Source organism: Jannaschia sp. M317 (genome assembly GCF_025141175.1).
GTDB lineage: Bacteria > Pseudomonadota > Alphaproteobacteria > Rhodobacterales > Rhodobacteraceae > Jannaschia.
The window spans coordinates 1363794-1382069 of sequence record NZ_CP081155.1 but is presented as its reverse complement, the minus strand read 5'-3'; the positions used below and the strand labels follow the sequence as shown (position 1 = coordinate 1382069).

19 protein-coding genes are annotated in these 18276 nt (G+C 65.6%); 10 read left to right on the top strand and 9 right to left on the bottom strand.

Annotation, left to right across the window (positions count from 1 at the left end; genetic code table 11):
- Positions 1 to 62 precede the first annotated feature (62 nt).
- The 3 genes from K3551_RS07150 to K3551_RS07140 all read left to right on the top strand — a co-directional run bounded on the left by K3551_RS07150 (position 63) and on the right by K3551_RS07140 (position 3674).
- Positions 63 to 215: a hypothetical protein gene (locus K3551_RS07150; protein ID WP_259918792.1), complete on the top strand. Its 153-nt coding sequence runs from the start codon at positions 63 to 65 to the stop codon at positions 213 to 215.
- 45 nt (positions 216 to 260) lie between these two features.
- Positions 261 to 1262 carry a deoxyribose-phosphate aldolase gene (gene deoC / locus K3551_RS07145; protein ID WP_409197413.1) on the top strand — a complete coding sequence of 334 codons (1002 nt, stop codon included), beginning with the start codon at positions 261 to 263 and terminating at the stop codon, positions 1260 to 1262.
- A 93-nt stretch (positions 1263 to 1355) separates the two neighbouring features.
- Positions 1356 to 3674, top strand: a complete 2319-nt coding sequence (locus K3551_RS07140; RefSeq protein ID WP_259918789.1) for an aldehyde dehydrogenase family protein — start codon at positions 1356 to 1358, stop codon at positions 3672 to 3674.
- A 63-nt stretch (positions 3675 to 3737) separates the two neighbouring features.
- On the opposite strand, the gene K3551_RS07135 is transcribed toward K3551_RS07140, so the two are convergent.
- Positions 3738 to 4481 (bottom strand): sulfite exporter TauE/SafE family protein, encoded by a 744-nt coding sequence (locus tag K3551_RS07135; RefSeq protein WP_259918787.1) that lies wholly within the window; start codon positions 4479 to 4481, stop codon positions 3738 to 3740.
- Between the two features lie 70 nt (positions 4482 to 4551).
- Entirely contained in the window at positions 4552 to 5475 is a 924-nt protein-coding gene (locus K3551_RS07130; protein WP_259918786.1) for a hydrogen peroxide-inducible genes activator, read from the bottom strand.
- Between the two features lie 103 nt (positions 5476 to 5578).
- Between K3551_RS07130 and K3551_RS07125 the strand changes: the two genes are divergently transcribed.
- The 7 genes from K3551_RS07125 to mnhG are packed head-to-tail and all read left to right on the top strand — an operon-like array spanning position 5579 to position 11262.
- Positions 5579 to 7819: a putative monovalent cation/H+ antiporter subunit A gene (locus K3551_RS07125; protein ID WP_259918785.1), complete on the top strand. Its 2241-nt coding sequence runs from the start codon at positions 5579 to 5581 to the stop codon at positions 7817 to 7819.
- Positions 7816 to 8238: a Na+/H+ antiporter subunit B gene (locus tag K3551_RS07120; RefSeq protein WP_259918784.1), complete on the top strand. Its 423-nt coding sequence runs from the start codon at positions 7816 to 7818 to the stop codon at positions 8236 to 8238. Before K3551_RS07125 ends, K3551_RS07120 begins: the two co-directional genes overlap by 4 nt.
- The gene (locus K3551_RS07115) at positions 8238 to 8600 is read left to right on the top strand and encodes a Na+/H+ antiporter subunit C (protein ID WP_259918783.1); all 363 of its coding nucleotides are present in this window, start codon (positions 8238 to 8240) and stop codon (positions 8598 to 8600) included. Before K3551_RS07120 ends, K3551_RS07115 begins: the two co-directional genes overlap by 1 nt.
- A complete protein-coding gene (locus tag K3551_RS07110) occupies positions 8597 to 10093 on the top strand; it encodes a Na+/H+ antiporter subunit D (RefSeq protein ID WP_259918782.1) in 1497 nt (498 codons plus the stop codon). Before K3551_RS07115 ends, K3551_RS07110 begins: the two co-directional genes overlap by 4 nt.
- Entirely contained in the window at positions 10090 to 10569 is a 480-nt protein-coding gene (locus tag K3551_RS07105) for a Na+/H+ antiporter subunit E (protein ID WP_259918780.1), read from the top strand. Before K3551_RS07110 ends, K3551_RS07105 begins: the two co-directional genes overlap by 4 nt.
- Positions 10566 to 10907 (top strand): cation:proton antiporter, encoded by a 342-nt coding sequence (locus tag K3551_RS07100; protein WP_259918779.1) that lies wholly within the window; start codon positions 10566 to 10568, stop codon positions 10905 to 10907. Before K3551_RS07105 ends, K3551_RS07100 begins: the two co-directional genes overlap by 4 nt.
- Positions 10900 to 11262: a monovalent cation/H(+) antiporter subunit G gene (mnhG, locus tag K3551_RS07095; protein ID WP_259918778.1), complete on the top strand. Its 363-nt coding sequence runs from the start codon at positions 10900 to 10902 to the stop codon at positions 11260 to 11262. The genes K3551_RS07100 and mnhG overlap by 8 nt, the downstream gene beginning before the upstream one ends.
- Positions 11263 to 11299: 37 nt before the next feature.
- On the opposite strand, the gene K3551_RS07090 is transcribed toward mnhG, so the two are convergent.
- From K3551_RS07090 to K3551_RS07060, 7 genes are all read right to left on the bottom strand, one after another.
- Positions 11300 to 11953, bottom strand: a complete 654-nt coding sequence (locus tag K3551_RS07090; RefSeq protein ID WP_259918777.1) for a DUF1523 family protein — start codon at positions 11951 to 11953, stop codon at positions 11300 to 11302.
- A gap of 12 nt (positions 11954 to 11965) precedes the next feature.
- Complete coding sequence (locus tag K3551_RS07085) at positions 11966 to 12232, bottom strand: hypothetical protein (RefSeq protein WP_259918776.1); 267 nt, start codon at positions 12230 to 12232, stop codon at positions 11966 to 11968.
- A gap of 1 nt (position 12233) precedes the next feature.
- Positions 12234 to 13538 carry a DUF6638 family protein gene (locus K3551_RS07080; protein ID WP_259918775.1) on the bottom strand — a complete coding sequence of 435 codons (1305 nt, stop codon included), beginning with the start codon at positions 13536 to 13538 and terminating at the stop codon, positions 12234 to 12236.
- A gap of 58 nt (positions 13539 to 13596) precedes the next feature.
- Positions 13597 to 13902: a hypothetical protein gene (locus tag K3551_RS07075; protein WP_259918774.1), complete on the bottom strand. Its 306-nt coding sequence runs from the start codon at positions 13900 to 13902 to the stop codon at positions 13597 to 13599.
- A complete protein-coding gene (locus tag K3551_RS07070; protein WP_259918773.1) occupies positions 13899 to 15815 on the bottom strand; it encodes an ATP-binding protein in 1917 nt (638 codons plus the stop codon). Before K3551_RS07070 ends, K3551_RS07075 begins: the two co-directional genes overlap by 4 nt.
- Before the next feature lie 88 nt (positions 15816 to 15903).
- Complete coding sequence (locus tag K3551_RS07065) at positions 15904 to 17019, bottom strand: hypothetical protein (protein WP_259918771.1); 1116 nt, start codon at positions 17017 to 17019, stop codon at positions 15904 to 15906.
- 66 nt (positions 17020 to 17085) lie between these two features.
- Complete coding sequence (locus K3551_RS07060) at positions 17086 to 18156, bottom strand: hypothetical protein (RefSeq protein WP_259918770.1); 1071 nt, start codon at positions 18154 to 18156, stop codon at positions 17086 to 17088.
- Positions 18157 to 18276 lie beyond the last annotated feature (120 nt).

Sequence of the window (18276 nt, the reverse complement as noted above, 5' to 3'; positions counted from 1 at the left end):
TGGTCTCGATACGTGCGTTTTGCAAAGATGAAGGCGGGTCAGTCATCATTGACTGGTGCCTGATGACCGCCGCGACCATCGGGCTGAGCGCCTACTTCTTCGAGCCGGTCGGCGATCACGTCATGGACCTGGCACGCGGCATCGAAACCACCCTGTTCGAGATCGAAGTCCCGACCACCTTTGCCGACTACGCCACGCTGGGCCCGAAGTCCTGACACCGGGCCCTTGCGCCGGGTCACGGTTGCGCTTGTCCCGGCCCCATGCGACCGTTCTGCCTGCATCCTTTCCAGCCCAGGCAGACCGACGTGAGCACCGCCCAAGACCTGACCCGCAACGCCGGGCTCCCTTTCGATCCGTCCGTCGTGGAGGCGGTGCGGGTCAACACGCCCGCAACCCTGCGCCGGGCCGCGACCCTGCCGGGGCGCCGGTCCGTGAAGAAGGAGTGGCAGGCCGCCTGGCTGGCCCGCGCGGTGTCGATGATCGATCTGACGACCCTGTCGGGCGACGACACCCCGATGCGGGTGCGGCGGCTTTGCGCCAAGGCGCTTTCGCCGATGCGGGCCGACCTGCTGGAGGCGATCGGGTTGCCGGACCTGACCACCGGCGCCGTCTGCGTCTATCATGAAATGGTGCCCGTTGCCGTCGAGGCGGTCGCCGGGCGCATCCCGGTCGCCGCCGTATCCACAGGGTTCCCCGCCGGTCTGTCGCCCTTCGATCTGCGCCTGCGGGAGATCGAACGCTCGGTCGCGGAAGGGGCCACCGAAATCGACATCGTCATCTCGCGCCGCCACGTCCTGACCGGGGATTGGGCCGCGCTCTATGATGAAACCGCCCAGATGCGCGCGGCTTGTGGGTCGGCACATATGAAGGCGATCCTGGCGACTGGCGAACTAGGCCCGCTTAAGAACGTCATGAAAGCTTCGATGGTGTGCATGATGGCCGGGTCGGATTTCATCAAGACATCGACCGGGAAAGAGGCAGTGAACGCCACCCTGCCCGTCAGCCTGACCATGATGCGCGCGATCCGCGCCTATGAGGCCGCGTCCGGTTTCAAGGTCGGCTACAAGCCAGCGGGCGGCGTGTCCAAGGCCAAGGACGCCGTCACCTACCTGGCGCTGCTGAAGGAGGAACTGGGCGATCGCTGGTTGCGGCCTGACCTGTTCCGGTTCGGTGCCTCGTCCCTTCTGGGCGATATCGAGCGGCAGGTGGAGCATTACGTGACCGGGCGGTACTCGGTCGCGCATCGTCACGCGGTGGGGTGAGCGGGAAACCGCACGAGGTGTTGCGCCGCCGGGTCGGCGTCGCGCCGGTGGCGGGCCCCACACTCTCCGAAGTATTTGAGCCGAGAAGAAGACATGACAGAGAAAACACGCGTGGCTGAGATTTTCGAGACGATGGACTGGGGTCCCGCCCCCGAGAGCCGCGCCGAGGCGGATGCCTGGCTGGACGGTCATGGGCGCAGTTTTGGGCATTACATCGGCGGCAAACGACTGACAGCGGGCGAGACCTTTGCGACCATCGATCCGGCGACCGGCGAGGACCTGGCCCAGATCACCCAGGGCACCGAGGCCGATGTGGCCGCCGCCGTCGCCGCTGCCCGCAAGGCGCAGACCGGTTGGGCCAAGGCGTCCGACCATGACCGGGCGCGCGTTCTCTATGCGATTGCGCGCGGCTTGCAGAAACATGCACGCCTGTTCGCCGTGTTGGAGGTTCTGGACACCGGCAAGCCCATCCGCGAGGCCCGCGACATCGACGTGGCCCTGGCGGCGCGGCATTTCTACCACCATGCGGGTCACGCCGAGTTGCGGTCCGAATTGATGCCGGGGGCGGAGCCATGGGGCGTCTGCGGGCAGATCGTGCCGTGGAATTTCCCGCTATTGATGCTGGCCTGGAAGGTCGCGCCCGCGCTGGCGATGGGCAACACCGTCGTGCTCAAGCCCGCCGAATGGACGCCACTGACCGCGCTGGCCTTTGCCGACATCTGCGACGCCGCGGGCGTGCCCCCGGGTGTGATCAACATCGTCACCGGTGACGGGGCAACCGGGGCGGCGCTGACCGCCGCCCCGATCGACAAGCTGGCCTTTACCGGCTCGACCGAGGTCGGTCGCCTGTTGCGGCGCGCCACGGCGGGCACCGGCAAGGGCCTGACCTTGGAACTGGGCGGCAAATCACCCTATGTGGTTTTCGAAGACGCCGACATCGACGCCGCCGTCGAAGGCCTGGTCGATGCGATCTGGTTCAATGGCGGGCAAGTCTGCTGCGCGGGCGCGCGCCTGCTGGTGCAAGAGGGTATCGCCGAGGATTTCTACGCCCGGCTCAAGACCCGTATGGCCCGCATCCGCGTGGGCGACCCGCTGGACAAGGCCATCGACATGGGGGCCATGGTCCACGCCGAGCAAAAGGCCCGGGTCGAGGCGATGCTGGCGCGCACCTCCGGTACGGTCCACCGGGGCGCGGCACCCGACGGCTGCTATCTGCCGCCTGTCTTGGTCACAGACCTGCATGGGGCCGATCCGCTGATGCAGGAGGAGGTCTTTGGCCCGGTCCTGGCGGCCACCACCTTCCGCACGCCTGCCGAGGCCGTGCAACTGGCCAACGACACGCGCTTTGGGCTGGCCGGGTCCGTCTGGTCGCAGGACATCGACGTGGCGCTGGACTGCGCCCCAAAGATCGACGCGGGCGTGATCTGGGTGAACGGCACCAACATGCTGGACGCCGCCGCCCCCTTTGGTGGCATCAAGGAAAGCGGCTTTGGCCGCGAAGGCGGCATCGCGGGATTGGCGGCCTATTTGCGTCCCGCCCCTGCCCCCGCGTTGGCGGCTGTGAAATCCTACACCGGTGATCCGGCGCCCGCCGCCGCAATCGACCGCACAGCCAAGATGTACGTCGGCGGTAAACAGGCCCGGCCCGACGGCGGCTACACCCGCATGGTCCATGGCCCCAAGGGACCCGTGGGCGAGGTCGGCATCGCCAACCGCAAGGACCTGCGCAACGCGGTCGAGGCGGCGCGGGGGGCCAGCGGCTGGGGCCGGTCGACCGGGCACCTGCGGGCACAGATCCTTTACTATCTGGCCGAGAACCTGGCAGCGCGGGCCGTGGAGTTCGATGCCCGGCTGACCGCGCAGGGCACCAAGGACAGCACCGAGACCGCCGCGCGCCATTTGTTCCGCTGGGCGGCCTGGGCGGACAAGCACGACGGGCGCACCCTGGGCGTGCCGATGGGGGGGCTCGCGCTGGCGCTGAACCGACCCGTGGGGGTGATCGGCGCCTTCGCCGCCGAAGAGACCCCGCTGACCGCCTTGGCGCAGGTGTTGGGCGCGGCCCTTGCCACCGGCAATCGCCTCGTTCTGATTGCGCCAGAGGCGTCCCCCCTGACGGCGACGGACCTGTATCAGGTGCTCGACACCTCCGATGTGCCTGGCGGCGTGGTCAACATCCTGACCGGCGACCATGCCGAGCTGGCCGGTCAGATGGCGGGGCACAAGGGGGTGGATGCGGTCTGGTCCTTCTCTTCCGCCGACATCTCCGCCACGATCGAGCGGGAGGCGGCCGAAGACCTGAAGCGTACTTGGGTCAATCACGGTCGGGGGCGCGACTGGCTGACCAATGACGCCGCCCCCTTTCTTGCCGCCGCGACCGAAGTGCAGACGATCTGGGTGCCCTTCGGCCTCTGACCGCTGCTTCCTTGTCCCGATAATATGCAGGCGCGTCCGGATCACCGGGCGCGCCGCGCGCTTTCACAGCATCCGGATCAACGACAGCCCCGCCAGGGCCAGCAGCAGACACAGCGCAAAGGGTTTGTAAAATGGCTCCAACGCGGGCCGGAACAGCCATTTTCCGATCAAGACCCCAAGCGCGACCGGCACGATCAACGTCAGGCCCCGCGCCACGGCCGTCAGATCGAACAAGCCATAGCCCAGCTGCCAGAGCAGGGTGAAAATCGACGAGACGAACAGATACAACACCAAGGATGCCCGCATCACCCGCGCCGGGCTGTTCTGAGCCAGAACATATAGCGCGACGACCATGCCCCCGATCGACGCGATGCCGGTGGCCACCCCCGCCAGGATGCCGGCACCATAAAGGCCCGCGTTGGTGGCCAGAAACGGCAAACGCACCCGGGCAAGTTGCAGCAGCGCCAGCCCCATCAAAACGACCAAGGCCAACAGGCGCGTGTCTTCCACCGGCAGGCGCGTGGTCAGCCACAGGCCGATAGGGGCCCCGATCGCCGCCGTGATCGCAAGGCCCAGGGCGATACGCCTGTCTGCCTGGGCGATGCCACCCCGAACCATCAGGAGAGAGGCGACCATCTCCAGGATCCAGCAGATCGGGATCAGCTCCCTTGGCGGCAGGATCAGGACCGCGCCTGCCATGACCATTGCGGATAACGCGAAGCCCGCAAAGCCACGGACCATGCCCGCCGCAAAGGCGATGGCCCCCAACAGGGCGAGGTCAGACGGGGCAAGGGCGAGCAGGTCCATCCCGCCCGTCTAGACCCCGCACGCGGCGCCACGCTAGGGCCAAATCGCGGCCCCCGTGGGTCCAGCCGCGTCAGTCGCCGATCACGCGCACCTCGGGGGCGGTGGCCGACAGGGTGGCGCGGATCAGGGCTGCGATTTCGGTATAGGCCTCGATCCGCGCGGCACTGGCGCGCCAGACCATGCCGATGTCCCGGCCCGGTTCCGGTTGGGACAGGGCACGGGCGGTGACCAGCGGCTCTCTCGCGACCTCCGAGCGGACATAGAGCGCGGGCAGGACCGACAGACCGAGGCCCGTCGCCACCATCTGCCGAAGGGTATCGAGCGACGTCCCCTCGTAGTCGAGCGACAGGGTGGCCCCCGTCTCGGAGACGATTTCGGCCACGGTGTCGTGCAGGCGATGCCCCGCCTCCAGCGTCATGATCGTCTCGCCCGCCAGATCGGCACGGGCGACCGGGTCAGAGGCAGCCAGGCGATGATCCGCGGGCATGACAAGCAGCAGCGGCTCATGGAACAGCGGCGCATGGACCAGCCCCGCCTCTTCTACCGGCAGCGGAAAGAACAGCAGGTCCAACGCCCCGTCGCGCAACCGCGTCATCAGATCGGGGGCCTGCCCCTCGCGGACGTAAAAGGTCAGTTTGGGCCAGGTTTCGTGCAAGGCCGGAATCACCAGCGGCAGAAAATAGCTGCCAAGGCTGCCGACCACGCCCACGCGGATCGTCCCGCTGAACGGATCGGAACCGGCCTGGGCCAGCGCCGAGATATCAGCCACATCGCGCAGCACCCGCCGTGCCCGGCCCGCCACCTCCGCACCAAGGGGCGTCAGCGTCACGCCCGATCGGGACCGTTCAACCAGTTGCACGCCCAGCTTTTCCTCCAACTCGCGCAATTGCGCGCTGAGCGTCGGCTGCGTGACGTGCACCGTCTCGGCGGCGCGGCGGAAGTGAAGCGTATCCGCGACCGCCACGAGATAGCGGAACTGTTGCAAAGTGGGCATCTGGGGCCTCGATAGTTACGGGCTATCGAAAAATATATATTCGGTGGGTTTGAACAATCAAACATTCTCTCTATGTAGTCCTCCGAAACATACGGGACAGACAATGGCGGCAGGGCAGGACAAGGCACCCTTTCTTGGGGGAACACCTGGGATCATCTCGATCCTGGTGCCGACCGCGTTGTTCGTCTGGTTCGCTCAGTTCGTCCCGCAGGTCGCCGCCGGAGAGGTTCTGGCCTGGCGGTTCGCCTGGGTGCCATCGCTGGGGGTAGAGACGGGCATCCTGCTGGACGGATTGTCGCTCAGCTTTGCGCTTTTGATCTCGGGCATCGGGGCATTGGTGACGCTTTATGCATCGTCCTACATGGGCGGGCACGTGCATTACACGCGGTTCGTGACGTATCTGCTGTCCTTCATGACCGGGATGCTGGGGCTGGTTCTTTCGGACAACCTGTTGTCTCTGTTTGTCTTTTGGGAAATCACGACGATCTCTTCCTACCTGTTGATCGGCTTCGACGCCGATCAGGCCAAGGCCCGGCGCAACGCGCTTCAGGCGCTGTTGGTCACGGGCACCGGCGGGTTGGCCTTCCTCGCGGGGATCATCCTGATCGGCTTTGCGGCGGGCACCTTTGACATCTCGGCGATCGAGGGATCGCTGGCCGAACACCCGCTCTATCTGCCGATCTTTCTGTTGGTCGTGGCCGGGGCCTTCACCAAATCGGCACAGGTGCCGTTCCACTTCTGGCTGCCCAATGCCATGGCCGCACCCACCCCGGTCAGCGCCTATCTGCACTCGGCCACCATGGTCAAAGGTGGCGTCTACCTGCTGGCGCGGATGAATCCGTCGCTGGGCGGGACAGACATCTGGTTCTGGACGTTGGTGGTATTCGGCGGTGTCACGGCGGTCTTTGCCTCGATCCTGGCGCTCAAGCAGACCGACATCAAACAGGTGCTGGCTTATACGACGTTGATGGCGCTGGGCACGCTGGTCATGTTCCTGGGCGTCGGCACGCCAGAGGCGGTCAAGGCGGCGATGACCTTCTTGCTGGTTCACAGCTTTTACAAGGCGGCGCTGTTCCTGATGATCGGCGTGGTGGACCACGGCACGGGTACGCGGGATGCGACCGTGTTGCGCGGGCTGGCGCGGGCGATGCCGCTGACCGCGCTGGCCGCCGGGCTGGCCGCGTTGTCGATGGCGGGGATACCGCCGCTGTTCGGGTTCATTGGCAAGGAATTCATGTACAAGGCCGCGTTGGATGCGGATCCCGCAATGCTCTGGGTGACGGCCTGCACCTTCGCCGCCTCGGCCCTGATGTTCGCGGCCGCGGGCGTGGTGGCCTGGCGGCCCTTTGTGGGCAAGCTGGCCGACACACCGGTCAAAGCGCACGAGGGCGGGGTCGCGATGCTGACCGGGCCGCTGCTTTTGGGCGCGCTGGGTCTGGGCCTCGGCCTGTTCCCCGACTACGCCGAGGCGCTGGTGCGTCCCGCCGCCGCCGCTGTGGCGGGGGTGCCGGTCAAGGTGGATCTCTACCTCTGGGGTGGGGTGAATACGGCGCTGATCCTGTCGCTGGCGACCTTTGCCGTGGGTTTCGTCATCTACCTGCTGCACGGCCGCCTGCGCGGCTGGCTGGGTGGGTGGAAGTCGCGCTTCGATCCCGGTTGGGACAGGCTGATGGATTGGGTTGCCGCCGGGGCCAAATGGCAGACCCGCGTGATCCAGACCGGGCAGTTGCGGCGCTATATCTTCGTGACCTTCCTGACGCTGGCCTTTGCACTGGGCTGGTCGGTGTGGCGTGGCGGCATCTGGCCCGCCATCGATCTGGGCGATGACCTGCGGGTCAAACATTGGTCGGTTCTCATCTTCATCACCGCAGGTGCCGCCATCGTGGCCTTCACCAATTCGCGCATGACCGCCGTTGCGGCGCTGGGCGTGGTGGGGGTCGGCGTGGCGTTGATCTTCATCATGTTCGGCGCGCCCGACGTCGCGATCACGCAGCTGCTGGTCGAGGTGTTGCAGGTCGTTCTGGTGGCCGTCGCCATGCTGAAACTGCCGCTTTTGAACCCTGAGCGGGTCAAGACGTTGCGGATCTGGGACCTGGGCCTGGCGTTGATCATCGGCGGGCTGACGACACTGATCCTGTTGGCGGTCATGGCAACGCCGTTCGATCTGACACTGACCGAGTTCTTCGAGGCGACCTCGGCCCCGCTGGCCTATGGGCGCAACATCGTCAACGTGATCCTCGTCGACTTCCGCGCGCTGGACACATTCGGCGAAATCGCCGTGGTCGTCATTGCCGCGCTGGGGGCCTATGCCCTGCTGCGCGGCACACGAAAGGGGATGGAATGAGATCCTCGCTCATCGTTCGCGCGGCAACGCGCCTGTTGGTCAGCCTGTCGCTGATGTTTTCGATCTGGATGCTGCTGCGCGGTCACAATGAACCGGGCGGCGGGTTCATCGGGGGGCTGATCGGGTCCACCGGCTTCATCCTGTACGCCATCGCCCATGGCAGCCGCGCCGCCCGCGAGGCGTTGCGTCTGGATCCGCAGACCATCGCCGTCGTGGGCCTGGGCATCGCGCTGCTGGCCGGTGTTGCCGCCTGGATACCAGGCGACGCGCTGTTCACCGGGCAGTGGCTGTTCCTGTGGCCCAGCGAGGACAGCAAGGGCGTGCCCCTGTCCACCGTTCTCGTGTTCGACATCGGCGTCTATCTGGTCGTGCTGGGGTCGGTCCTGACCCTCGTGCTGGCGCTGGAGGAGGAGGTCTGATGGAAGTCCTGATCGCCATCATGGTCGGCGTCCTGGTCGCGGCCTCGGTCTATCTGATGCTGGCGCGCAACGTCTTGCGGTTCCTGTTTGGCATGGTCCTTTTGTCGAATGCGGCGAACCTGCTGATCTTCGCCTCTGGCGGGCTGACGCCCGAGGCCCCGCCCCTGATCGCCTATGGCGAAAACGCACCGCCCGATGGCGTGGCCAACGCCCTGCCGCAGGCGCTGGTGCTGACGGCCATCGTGATCGGGTTCGGCCTTTTCGCCTTTGCCCTGACCCTGATTTATCGCGGCTACCAGAACCTTGGCACGCTCAACAGCGACCAGATGCGCCTGGCCGAGCCGGAGGACCCCGCCAAGTGACCTGGCTTCTGCCCCTGCCCCTGATCCTGCCCTTCGCCACGGCGGTTCTGGCCTTCCTGTTCCGCCGCAACGGAGAGGGGCGCTGGATCTCTGTCGCCGGGTCCGCCGTGATGCTGGGTGCGGGGGTCCTTTTGCTGGCCGATGTGCTGCGCTATGGGCCGCAAGCCGCTGAAATGGGCGGTTGGCCCGCACCCTTCGGCATCGTGCTGGTGGCCGACACGCTGTCGGCGGTGATGGTCGTGATCACCGGTATCACCGCGCTGGCCGTGTCGATCTACGCCTTGTCGGATATCACCGACGAGATGGAGCAATTGGGCTACCACGCCCTGTTCCAGGTGCTGATCGCGGGGGTGACGGGGGCCTTTCTGACCGGCGACCTGTTCAACCTGTATGTCTGGTTCGAGGTGATGTTGATCTCGTCCTTCGGACTGCTGATCCTGGGCGGCAAGCGGGTGCAGCTGGATGCGGGCATCAAGTATGTGACGCTGAACCTGATCTCGACGATCCTGTTCCTGTCGGGCATCGGCCTGCTTTATGGAACGACCGGCACGCTGAACCTGGCGGATCTGAGCCGGATCGTCCCCACCGTCGACGACGGGTTGATGACCGTGATCGCGATGATGTTCATGGTGGGTTTTGGGGTAAAGGCCGCGGTCTTCCCGCTGTTTTTCTGGCTGCCTGCGTCTTACCACACGCCCAGTTTCGCGGTCTCGGCGGTCTTTGCCGGGCTGCTGACCAAGGTGGGCGTCTATGCCATGATGCGGATGTTCACCTTGGTGTTCACGCAGGACGTTGGCTTTACCCATACGATCCTGCTGTGGGTCGCCTGCGCGACCATGGTGACCGGGGTTCTGGGGGCCGCCGCCCAGACCGATTTCCGGCGGATCCTGTCGTTCCATATCGTCAGTCAGATCGGATACATGGTGCTGGGCCTGGCCCTGATGACGCCGCTCGCCCTGATGGGGGCGGTGTTCTACCTGGTCCACCATATCATCGTGAAGGCGAACCTGTTCCTGGTCGCGGGCGTGGCCAACCGGATCGCAGGCAGCACGGAACTGGGCCGCATTGGCGGGCTGTACAAAGGCGCACCGTTCCTGGCCTTCCTGTTCCTGATACCGGCCTTTTCGCTGGCAGGCTTTCCGCCGCTGTCGGGGTTCTGGGCAAAATACGTGCTGGTGAAGGCGTCGATGGATATTCAGATGTGGGTTGTCGCGGGGATCGCCTTGGCCGTGGGGCTGATGACGATCTACTCGATGACGAAAATCTGGGGCCAGGCCTTTTGGAAGCCGCACCCCGACGGCAGCACACCGACCCTGTCCAGCCTGCGGCCGGCGGACCGTATGGCGCTGCTGCTGCCGATCGGGATGCTGGCGACGATGACCGTGGTGATCGGCCTGTTCCCGGAACCCTTCGTGCAGGTCGCCGAACGCGCCGCGGCTGAGCTGCTGGACCCGACCGCCTATGTCACCGCCGTGCTGGGGGCGAGCGAATGAGCCTGTTTCTGATGAACCTGACCCTCGCCGTGGCCTGGGCCGCGTTGACCGGCACCTTTACCTTGCCGGGCCTGGCGGTGGGGTTTGTCGTAGGGTTCTTCGCGCTGTGGATTGTGCAGCCGCTGTTCGAGAACCGCGGCGGCGGATACTTCGTTCGGGTCTGGCGATGGGCCAAGCTGCTGGTGCTGTTCCACTGGGAGCTGATCATCTCTTCGCTCTCTGTCGCCTGGGACGTTCTGACCCCGCGCCACAGGGCCCGGCCCGGCATCGTGGCCGTGCCGCTGAAGGCGAAGGGCGAGGCAGAGGTCCTGTTGGTCACGAACCTGATCTCGCTGACGCCCGGCACGCTAAGCCTGGATGTCACCGAGGATTGCAATACGCTGTTCGTGCACGCGATGTTCGCCGACGATCCCGAAAAGATCGCATCCGACATCGAAAACGGCATGGAACGCTGGGTGCGGGAGGCGCTGGAATGAACGAAGCCGTCACAACACCGATGATCGAATCCATGCCGATCCTGGCCTTTGCCGTACAGGCCGCCTTTGTCATGGTCATGGCGGGCGTCGTCTTGTCGTTCCTGCGGCTGGTCAAGGGCCCGTCCCTGCCCGACCGGGTCGTGGCGCTGGATACGATGACGGTTCTGATCGTGGCGTTCTGCGGGCTTTTCGTCTTCGAGAGCGGGTCTACCGCCTTCCTCGATGTGGCCGTGGTCCTGGCGCTGATCGGCTTTCTGGCGACTGTCGCGCTCGCCCGGTTCATCGAGCGCAAGACCATCGCCCCGACGCCCGTCGAGAAGGAGCACCCGGATGCTTGAGCTGTTCCTGTCGGCCTGCGTCCTGCTGGGCGGGTTTTTCGCCTTCATCGCGGGGCTGGGCCTGCTGCGCTTGCCGGACGTTTTGATCCGCATGCACGCGACCACAAAGGCGGGGACCTTGGCCTCTGGCCTGATCATGCTGGCCGTGGCGGCGGGGATCGGCGATGCGCCGACCATCGCGCGTGCGGTTCTGATCGTGGTGTTCCTGCTGATCACCGCCCCTGTCGCGGCTCATATGATCGGGCGCGCGGCGTTTCGGTCGGGCGTACCCCTCTGGGCACCGACCAAGGTCGACCCGACGGCGGCGGCAAAGCTTGGCGTTGCGCCCAGACACGAAGCGGGGCCAAAGCCCTAGACCTGCATCACGGTGTGATCTGAAAACTCCGGTCGTCTCACACGCGGGGCTTTCCCTTCCAGGTATCCAGCCAGGCACGCAGACCTTTTCGGCGGGCGGCGACCCGGTCGCCCGCTTCGTCCCAGGCTTCGCCCGCATCTTCGATCAACGGGTCGATGCGGTTGCGTCGGAACCTCAGGATGCGCACGCCGATCGCCCAGAGGATGGCTGCCAGGATCGTCAGGAAGATGATGTTGAACCAGGGGATGATCGTCGCATCCGGACTGTCGACAGGTCGAATTCCGACGGCGTTCGGAAAGATCGTCAGGAATTCCGACCGCCAGCCGTAATGCGTCAGCGCCACCCATTGCGGATCGGCGGAGGTCGACACGAGGTCGCGCGCCTCGGTCTGCAGGTTCGAGCTGTCGAGTTTGAAATACGGCGGCCAGCCCCATCCCGTGTCCTCGTTGCGATAGACAGACGGGCGGCCGTTGGGTTTGACCGTCTCGATGATGCGGACGTCGCGATTGACGGCCGTGCCATCCGCCCCGACATCACCGCCCGCCCAGAAGATCGAATTCTCGCCGAAGTCGAAGCGCTGCACCTCGGTGTTCACCACGCGCACGATATCGGTCTGCGGCAGGGTATAGTGCAGGAACGCACCCGCCACCGCAAAGACGACCAGGCCCAGACCCCATTTCACAAACCGCATGGCAAGGCCCCCTCAGGCGTAGTTCACGTAATAGATCAGCGTGCAGATCGCGCTGATGGGAATGATATAGACAGCCCAAAGCAGTTTGCGACGCAAGGACCCCTGATAATCGCGCAATCCGTTGCGCACAAAGGTTTCCTCCGGCAGAGGCGGTTGGGTTTCGGCCCATTCCCTCTCCAACCGGTCCTTTTCACCCGCCCGAAAGTAGAAGACGAGCGCCCAATAGATCACCGTCAGCCCGATCAACAGAACAACGGCCAGTCTCAACAGTCCCAGCATTCTACCCCCATGGTCCTTTCACACGGGCCGCAACCTTCGGCATTGGCCGCGCCACGTCCGACGCATAGAGATGCGCCCACACCCCGCCGCGATCCGCAGCGTAGTCCCTGGCGAGCCGGGCCGCGACCCATTCCTTCCACGGCTCGGACGCGCGGCGGTAGCGGTCGTAGAACAACGGCTTGTGACAGATGTGCAGTTGGCGGAAATCCTGCGGGGCCAGTTCGGCCAGCAGCATGTTGACCAGGTCGCGCAAAGGCCCCGGCGCGGCGCGCAGCGTGTGGAAATAGGCGGCGTTGCCGCTGTCGATATGGGGCCAGTCGCCGCGGCCCTCGGCCCAGGCCAGCATCGCGCCCAGGGAATGCACCTCGGCGGGCAAGGCCGCGCCATGGCGCTGCATCGCACGGCGCAGGGCGCGGTCGTCGACCTGATCTGGCAGTTCGCCCATCGCTCCCAGTGCGTCGATCACCAGATGGTCCAGCTTTTCGCGCAGGATCCCCGCCGCCGCCTGGCCCCGGCCCTCGACGATGGGCTGGACCAGACCGTTGGCGCGCAGGAAGGTCGCAATCAGATGCCGGTCGGCCAGGTCCAGAACCTCGACCCCCGGCGCGCGGAAGGGCGCGTTCGCGACAACCGCCGGCTGCTCGACCGAGCGGAAGATGTAGACGCCCCCGTGATGGGCGGTCCAGAAATCGTCCTGCTGGTAAACCGGGCTTTCGAACCGGACGGGCGCGCGGGACACATCGCCGGTCGTCTGCGCCAGCCCGATCATCCGCGCCACCAACACGTCGTCCCACCAGGCGTCCTCCTCCTCGCGGAAGCGGGTAACGAGGCGGTCCAGTTCCTCGGCGTCGCGCACGATGCCGGTGGTGGTATCCGCCTCGACGGTCACCGAACGGATGTCGAGCAACCGCGCCGGGTCCGGCACCCCAAAAACGGAGTTCTGCAATTCCCCCGCCACCGCATCCCGCGCGGTCAGGGTGAACAACTGCGCCTCGTTGGCGGCGATAAAGGCGCGCAGGATGTCCTGCGTGGTCGAGAACTTCATCTCCAACAGGGGGGCGTGGCGCTGCTGGGTGGACAGCAGGATGATCTGTCGGTTGCAGCCGCCGGGGTTCAGGTAATCCATGTCCCCGAATTCATCGCCCACCTCGGGTGAGAACCCGCTGAGGTCGATATGAAAACTGTCGAGCGCGGTGCGCTTGCCGATCAGGTGCGCCAACGCGCGGTTGTAGCGGTCGACCAGCGCCGGGGCGGACACCTCGAAGAGGCCCCCGAACATCAGTCCGTGGCGGATCAGGCGGTGCATGTCGGCCCCCTATCGCCTGGCCGTGGCTGGCTTGGGGGGAAGGCCCGTGAACGTTCCATCACCACTCCACCTCCCGCCACCCGCGCGGCAGGTTGGCCAGCGACAGAACCAGTACCGGCCCCCAGACGATGGCCGACCGGGCCGACAGCGAAACGAAGTGCCAGGGCGCCTCCTGCCAGACCACGCCCCCTGCCGAGCCGTAAAGCAGAACGAACAACGCCCCCGCCCCGACCGCCAGCGCCACGACCGAGATCATCCCGTTGACGATCAGCCAGCCCAGACCTTCGGGCAGGACCCGACCCAGCCCCCAGGGCACGATCCAGGCCAGCGCGGCCAGGAAGAGAACCGGCAGGATCAGGCTCATGCCTTGCCCTCCAGATAGCGGCGCTTGGCCTCTTCCGCCCGGCCCATGTCGCGGACCATGGCGTCGATGGCCACCTCGTCGGATTTGTCGGCATAGCGGAATTCGCTGTCGGCGTAGCGGTTGACCTCCTGCAGGACCATCTCTGTCGTGATCGGCACGCGCAGCTCTGACACCATGGCCAGTTTCTCGTCGTAGGACCGGTGCATGAATGCGTCGGCCGTCTCGAACCAGTCATCCGGCAGATCCACGTCCATGGCGCGGACCTTTACCGCGTCTGTGATGTTCTTGATCGCCCGCCCGGTGAAGCGTTCGTCCGCCTCCTGGATGCCCTTCAGGTAGGTGCCGATCTTGGCAATCGTATCCAGGTCCCCGATGCGGTCGCGCACGTCTTCGAAAACCTGGGCCAGACGCTGTTCCGCCGGACGGGCGTGTTTGGCGTAGCTTTCGGCCACCGCGCGCGTCAGCTCCTGGGCCGCGAACAAGTCGTGGTCGCCCAGCGGGATGTCGTGCCGCTTGCCCAGCAGCAGCGCCAGGATGTCGATGTAGTCGGCCTGCGTCTGCGGCCCGTCCACCAGGAACCGCGCGCCCGCCCGTTGGCGCAGGGCGTCGTCTACGTTTTCGGGGTAGTTCGAGAACATGCCAAAGGTGCAGTTGCCCCGCACGACGGTATTTGCGCCTGCGAAACTCTCCATCAGGACGGCGGTGATTTCCAACTGGCCCGCGCTGGCCTGCCGGTCGCCGCGCTTGCCCGCCAGCTGGTCAATGTCGTCGATTGTGCCAAAGCCGATCACGTTCGGGTCCAGCACCCCATTGATAAAGGCCTTGGCGTTCTGCGCCGATTTCCCCTGGTAGCTGTCGATGCTGTCGGTGCTCAGGTTTTCGTAGCGGAACGGATAGCCCGCCACCTCGCAATAGCCGTGGATCAGCCCGGCCATCATCTGGATCAGGGTGGTCTTGCCCGTGCCCGGCGCCCCGTCGCCCATGAAGGTGAAGATGAACCCCCCCAGATCCGCAAAAGGGTTCAGGCGGCGGTCGAAATCATAGGCCATCAGCATCTTCGACAGCTTCAGCGCCTGATGCTTGGCGATGTGGTTGCCCACCACCTCGTGGGGGGCCTTGAACTGCATGGTCAACGGTTTGCCCGCCGCGCGCAGCGCCGGGGCGAAGCCGTTCAGCGTCAGGTCATCTGCCTCGATCCGATATGTGACCTCGCCATAGACCGAGGCCCGTGCCGCTGCCCGCGCCCGATCGGCCAACCTCTCCAGCAACAACTCCGCCTGCGCGGCCAGGGTGGCGACCATCGCGCCGTCGTCCAGCCCGTCGATCCGCTGGTCGATTTCCCACAGCAGCCCTTCCAGCATGGCGGGCGCATTGTCGGTCAGCACTTCCTCCGGCGGGGGGACCTCGGCTGTGTCACTGCCGCGCAAGGGGGCGATCAGAAAGGCCAGCGCGTTGGCAAAGACGTGGCCCACGGCCAGCGCCTCCGCCTCCAGCAATTCCCGAAACCGTCCCGCATCCTGCGACGGCAATCGCCCGGCAAGGTTCGCGGCCTTCAGCCCGTCCAGGCCGCTGCGATCCTCGATTGCACCGCCCACGGCCATGGCAATCGCCAGCGCACGGCGCAGCGCCAGCAACAGGTGCGCGCGCGTGGGCGAGATCAACTCTTCGCCCTCCACAGCCTCGCGCAGATGCACACCAGAGGCCCGCGGCCCCGACCGTGTCACCAACCCCGGCGTGGTGGACCGAAACCGCGACCTTGTGCCGATCCCCGGCGACCGCTCCGCCCGCGCGGGGGCCTCTGCACGCGCCAATCGCGGCGTATGGTCGAACCCCTCCAGCAGGGTCAGCGCGGCGCCGTATCGGGCCACGATTTCCGCTTCTGTCAATTCCACCGCGTCTCCGGACAGGCTCATCCCCGTTCCTTCTCTGCTTTCAAACTATCCTGGGGGGAGTCGCCCGATGGCGACGGCGGGCAGAGCCCCCCTGCCCGGTGATCCCCATTCACCCGGCCCGCCACAGCCGCCCGCCGCCGACGACATATTTGACGACATCCGCAAACCCCGGCGCGCCACTTTCCACGAGGGCCTGATAGATCCGCTCGGGCAGGATGGCGGCACGCTCGATCCGTGTGGCGCCGGTCTCGGCCCCGACCAACGGCTCCAACGCCCAGACGGCCCGCTCCGCAGAGGAAAACCATCCGGTTCTTTCGCTGCGTGTCCGCTCCGCTTCCAGCGTCTCCAACGTCCAGGCCAGCGCCCAATCCTCGCCCGCCGGGGCGCGCGCGGCCTCCATCACGGCACCAAGCCCCTCGGTCTGGCGCGTGTAGGCCGAGGAATACATCGGCCCCACGGTCAGCCGTCGCAGGCGTTTGGGCTGCAGCTGGTCGAAATCATCGTCGAACCCCTTGGCCACGGTCAGCAGCTTCAACTCGGGCAGGGCCTGGGCCATCAGATGCCCCTGCACCCGCGCCAGCCGCGCGAAGTCGTCGCGCAAGGGCGTGCGGCCCACGTCCTCCACCTCCATCATCCAGATCACCGGCAGGTTGCGCTGTCCGTCCCAGGCCGACCAGTGCATCAGGTAAACCCGCGGCTCAGAGGTCAGCCCCCTGAGCACGACATCGTTGCGTGGCCAGAACAGCGCGCCATCCAGCAGCAGGTCCCGATACAGCCGCTGGGACATGGCATATTGCAGATCCGTCGGAATGCGTCGCTCGCCCAGGATTGCGGCCAGCATCGCCTCCTTCAGCTCCTCCGGCTCGGGAATGCGGTCCTCGACCCCGCCCGCCTGCGCCGCGTCAGAGGCCATGGACATCAACTCCCGCATCACCGGAAACCCGGAGGCGGAGCGGTCGACCGTGAGCGAGCCGAGAAACACGCCGGTGTCGCGCCCGGTCATCAGATACTTGTGCGACAAGGCCCGAAAGGTCCGGCCCAACGCGGTCAGGTGCAGGCCCAGCACCTCCAACTCGCGGCGGGTCAATCGCCCGTCCCGCTCCATCTCGGCGGCGACGCGGGGCAGATGCGACAGGATCGTCTCGAACTTCGCGAAATAGCGCCGTGCCTGCCGGTTTTCCTGCAGGCCCGCGTGGTCGCGGATCAGGTCTTCCTTCAGCGTCATGGGTGCCGCGCAACGTCTTCGGCGAGGGTCCTGGCCAGGATTTCCGGCGGAAACTCTGTCACCGCCTCATCCGCCATAAAGGTTCTTGTCGTGCTTCTCGACAATTGCCTGAAAGCGGCGGGCAAAGCGTTCGTCCGCCTTGGCCTTGGCCTCCAGCACGTCGCGGGCGAAGACCATGTGGTCTTCGTGTGCTTCCAGCATTTCGGCCATCCGGCTGTTGGTTGCGGCCCCGATCGCGGCCATCGCCTGCTGCGCCTCCTGATCGGTTTTCACGCCGATTTCGTTGATCCGGTGCGCCACGTCCTGCTGCTGCGCGGTCTTCAGCGATTTGGACAAGGCGTCGTACAACACGACCCGCTGCTTGGTGTCCGTTTCCAGCTTGTTGATCAGCACCATCTGCGTCGCCGCCTGGTTCTGCAGGCTGTCCACCCAGGTCTTGCCCTTTTCGATATAGCGCTCCAGCGTCTGCGACCGGGCCAGCGCCACCTGTTCGGCCTGCACCAATTCGTTGTGACGTGTGTTGGCCTCGGCCAGATCGCTTTCCAGTTGGGTGCGCGCGGTGGCGTCCTGTTCGACCGAGATCTTGTTTTCCAACTCGATCAGGCGCGGGTCCATGGCCAGGATCTCTGCCCGGATGCGTTCCAGCTCCGCCACGGCGGCCTCTCGATCATCAAGGGTGCCGGAAAGGTTGGTTTCCACCTTGGTGCGCTGGTTGTTCAGCATCGCCAACTGGCTTTGCAGCAACTGGGTGATCGTGTCGGACTTGGAGATCAGGTCCTGCAACTTGTCGTCGATCGACGCCGACCGCAGCCGCTCCTGACGCATCGCTTCCGACTTGCCGGAGGCGAAAATGCCGACGAAGCTTTCCCATCCCGTCTTGGACCGCATCTCGTCGAAGTCCTTGGAGAACCCCGCCGTCACATCGTCCAGCCCCATGATCAACTCGGCGATGTTTGCGTTCATCGTGTCGGTATGGGCGTGCACATCCTCCAACGTGGCGTTTTCCACGTCGATGGTGATGCCCTGATCCAGCTTGGCGCGTGCTGCTTCGATCCGGCTCGTAATCTCCGAGATTTTGGACTGTGCCGCCGTGACCTGTTTCTGGCTTTCTTGAATCTGCTGATTGAAATCGGCCACGCGGTGCCTCCCGTCTTGAGAATATCTTTGTCTTCCTACCACATGGGGATCACTGTCGCGTTTTGCAGCCGCTCCGCCAAGGGGATAATGCGGTCCGTGGCACAGGTGACACGTGCAAAC

Coding starts and splice junctions, on each gene's coding strand:
- K3551_RS07115 (WP_259918783.1), top strand. CDS start 8,238: ATGGAAGTCCTGATCGCCATCATGGTCGGCGTCCTGGTCGCGGCCTCG.
- K3551_RS07125 (WP_259918785.1), top strand. CDS start 5,579: ATGGCGGCAGGGCAGGACAAGGCACCCTTTCTTGGGGGAACACCTGGG.
- K3551_RS07135 (WP_259918787.1), bottom strand. CDS start 4,481: ATGGACCTGCTCGCCCTTGCCCCGTCTGACCTCGCCCTGTTGGGGGCC.
- K3551_RS07080 (WP_259918775.1), bottom strand. CDS start 13,538: ATGCACCGCCTGATCCGCCACGGACTGATGTTCGGGGGCCTCTTCGAG.
- mnhG (WP_259918778.1), top strand. CDS start 10,900: ATGCTTGAGCTGTTCCTGTCGGCCTGCGTCCTGCTGGGCGGGTTTTTC.
- K3551_RS07085 (WP_259918776.1), bottom strand. CDS start 12,232: ATGCTGGGACTGTTGAGACTGGCCGTTGTTCTGTTGATCGGGCTGACG.
- K3551_RS07100 (WP_259918779.1), top strand. CDS start 10,566: ATGAACGAAGCCGTCACAACACCGATGATCGAATCCATGCCGATCCTG.
- deoC (WP_409197413.1), top strand. CDS start 261: ATGCGACCGTTCTGCCTGCATCCTTTCCAGCCCAGGCAGACCGACGTG.
- K3551_RS07150 (WP_259918792.1), top strand. CDS start 63: ATGACCGCCGCGACCATCGGGCTGAGCGCCTACTTCTTCGAGCCGGTC.
- K3551_RS07105 (WP_259918780.1), top strand. CDS start 10,090: ATGAGCCTGTTTCTGATGAACCTGACCCTCGCCGTGGCCTGGGCCGCG.
- K3551_RS07070 (WP_259918773.1), bottom strand. CDS start 15,815: ATGAGCCTGTCCGGAGACGCGGTGGAATTGACAGAAGCGGAAATCGTG.
- K3551_RS07120 (WP_259918784.1), top strand. CDS start 7,816: ATGAGATCCTCGCTCATCGTTCGCGCGGCAACGCGCCTGTTGGTCAGC.
- K3551_RS07140 (WP_259918789.1), top strand. CDS start 1,356: ATGACAGAGAAAACACGCGTGGCTGAGATTTTCGAGACGATGGACTGG.
- K3551_RS07090 (WP_259918777.1), bottom strand. CDS start 11,953: ATGCGGTTTGTGAAATGGGGTCTGGGCCTGGTCGTCTTTGCGGTGGCG.
- K3551_RS07065 (WP_259918771.1), bottom strand. CDS start 17,019: ATGACGCTGAAGGAAGACCTGATCCGCGACCACGCGGGCCTGCAGGAA.
- K3551_RS07075 (WP_259918774.1), bottom strand. CDS start 13,902: ATGAGCCTGATCCTGCCGGTTCTCTTCCTGGCCGCGCTGGCCTGGATC.
- K3551_RS07130 (WP_259918786.1), bottom strand. CDS start 5,475: ATGCCCACTTTGCAACAGTTCCGCTATCTCGTGGCGGTCGCGGATACG.